Below are 2,684 nucleotides of genomic sequence, written 5' to 3' on the forward strand. Positions count from 1 at the left end.
TCGGGGGCGTCGCCGGCACCGAGTACGGCGGCGTCGAAGACCCGCTCGGGGACGGCGCGTTCGACGCCGGGGACATCGCGTACGGCCGCGGTCAGGGCGCCGTCCAGCGCGGGGCGCTCGGGCAGGACGGCGGTCTCGTCGCCGCGGGGGAGGTCGCGGTCGCCGGTGACCACGAGGTCGGCGCCCGCGAGGCGCTGGGCGGGCGCGTTGTTGCGTATGCCGGTCTCCAGCAGGCCGCCGCACGTCATCACGATGACGGCGCCCAGGAAGAGCGCCAGGAAGGTCGCCGACAGCGCGGCGGCCCGGTGGCGGAGCGTGCGGATGGCCATGGCCCACATGGGACGGTTCCCCTCTGCGACGTCGGATGACATCAACCTAGGAACCCGCGCCCGCGCGTCCCATGGGATGCCCACCCGACTCGGGGGTGTACCTGGCACCACCACGGGCCGGGGGCCCGCGGGGCGCCCCGGCCCGTACGCCGGTGTGGAAGCCTGCCCGCTGCCCGGGCGGCTACTTGGGCTGCGGCTTGCGCAGCTCGATGTGCAGCTCGCGCAGGCGGGCCTCGTCGACCTCGCTGGGCGCGCCCATCAGCAGGTCCTGCGCGTTGCCGTTGAGGGGGAAGGCGATCGTCTCGCGGATGTTCGGCTCGTCGGCCAGCAGCATCACGATGCGGTCGATGCCGGGCGCGATCCCGCCGTGCGGCGGGGCGCCGAAGCGGAACGCGCGCAGCATGCCGCCGAACTCGCGCTCCACGTCGTCCTTGCTGTAGCCCGCGATGCCGAACGCCTTGAACATGACCTCCGGCTCGTGGTTCCGGATCGCGCCGGAGGACAGCTCGACGCCGTTGCAGACGATGTCGTACTGGAACGCGAGGACGTCCAGCGGGTCCTTGCTCTCCAGCGCGTCGATGCCGCCCTGGGGCATCGAGAACGGGTTGTGCGAGAACTCGATCCCGCCGGTGTCCTCGTTCTTCTCGAACATCGGGAAGTCGACGATCCAGCAGAACCGGTAGACGTCCTCGGCGAACCGCCCGGCGCGCTTCGCGGCCTCCACGCGCACCGCGCCCATGATCTTGGAGACCTCGTCGGCCTCTCCCGCCCCGAAGAACACCGCGTGCCCGGCGGCCAGGCCCAGGCGCTCGGTGAGCACCCGCACGTTCTCCTCGGTGAGGAACTTCGCGATCGGGCCCGTGAGCGCTCCGCCCTCGCCGACCCGCACCCACGCCAGGCCCTTCGCGCCCTGCTCGACGGCGAAGTCGCCGAGCGCGTCGAAGAACTTGCGCGGCTGGTCCTGCACGGCCGGCACCGGCAGCGCCCGCACGTGCTTGCCCGCGAACGCCTTGAACTCGCTGCCCGCGAAGACGTCCGTGACGTCCGACAGCTCCAGCTCCGCCCGCAGGTCCGGCTTGTCCGAGCCGTACTTGACCATCGCCTCGCGGAACGGGATCCGCGGGAACGGCGACGTGACGTGCCGGCCGTTGCCGAACTCCTCGAACAGCTCCGTCATCACCTTCTCGATGACGGCGAAGACGTCCTCCTGCTCGACGAAGCTCATCTCCATGTCGAGCTGGTAGAACTCGCCGGGCGAGCGGTCGGCGCGGGCGTCCTCGTCGCGGAAGCAGGGCGCGATCTGGAAGTACCGGTCGAACCCGGCCATCATCAGCAGCTGCTTGAACTGCTGCGGGGCCTGCGGCAGCGCGTAGAACGTGCCGGGGTGCAGCCGGGAGGGCACCAGGAAGTCCCGGGCGCCCTCGGGGGAGGTGGCCGAGAGGATCGGGGTGGTCAGCTCGTTGAAGCCGAGGGCCGTCATCTTCTGCCGGATGGCCGTGACGACCGCGGTACGCAGCATGATGTTGCGGTGCATGCGCTCGCGGCGCAGGTCGAGGAAGCGGTATTCGAGCCGGCGCTCCTCGCCGACGCCGTCCTCGGCGTTGATCGTGAACGGGATCTGCTCGGCGGCGCCGAGGACCTCGACGTCGGCGACCTCGATCTCGATCTCGCCGGTGGGCAGCTCGGGGTTGACGTTGTCGGCGCCGCGGGAGACGACCTTGCCGTCGATCCGTACGACGGTCTCCTTGGTGAGGTGCGCCAGCGCCTCGTTCGCGGGAGTGCCGGGGCGGGCGACGAGCTGGACGATGCCGTAGTGGTCGCGCAGATCGATGAAGAGGATGCCGCCCAGGTCGCGCCTGTTGTGCAGCCAGCCGGACAGGCGGACGTCGCCGCCGACGTCGCTCGCGCGCAGCTCGCCGCAGGTGTGGGACCGGTACCGATGCATCATCCATCCAGTTCATCTGACTCGGCCAGGAGAGTGTTTCAGCCTGCCAAGACTATCGCCCCCGCCCTCCCCCGGGCGCACGGGGTCAATCACCTTAAAATGGGGCAATGCGCACCGAGGAGGTCCTGGCTGCCGTCGGCACCGGGGTGTGGAGCTGGGATGCCGCCTCCGGCACCGTGACCATGGACGCCGAGGCCGCCCGGCTCGTCGGCCTGCCCGCGCGGGAGACGGAGACGACCGCCGCCGTCGTACGGGGCCACTGCCACGGCGTGGACTACGTCGAGCTGGCCGGGGCGATGGACCTGGCCCGCACGGAGGGCACCGTCGCGGAGGCGGCGCTGCGGATCGTGGACGAGCGGGGGACGGTGCTGCGGGTCGTACGGACCAGGATGCGGCCGTTCCGCGACGGG

1 protein-coding gene and 2 pseudogenes are annotated in these 2,684 nt (G+C 71.3%); 1 reads left to right on the plus strand and 2 read right to left on the minus strand.

Translation table 11 applies throughout. The features are described from left to right. Both H5J30_RS26180 and aspS read right to left on the minus strand, forming a co-directional pair. A pseudogene (locus H5J30_RS26180) lies at positions 1–329 on the minus strand (FtsX-like permease family protein); the annotation flags it as partial. Positions 330–510: 181 nt separating this feature from the next. Further along, a complete protein-coding gene (aspS, locus tag H5J30_RS26185) occupies positions 511–2,274 on the minus strand; it encodes an aspartate--tRNA ligase (protein WP_181789806.1) in 1,764 nt (587 codons plus the stop codon). 107 nt (positions 2,275–2,381) lie between these two features. Here aspS and H5J30_RS26190 point away from each other — a divergent pair. Further along, positions 2,382–2,684: pseudogene (locus H5J30_RS26190) on the plus strand (phosphatase); the annotation flags it as partial.

The sequence above is a fragment of the Streptomyces phytophilus genome (assembly GCF_013870535.1).
GTDB classification, from domain to species: Bacteria; Actinomycetota; Actinomycetes; order Streptomycetales; family Streptomycetaceae; genus Streptomyces; species Streptomyces phytophilus.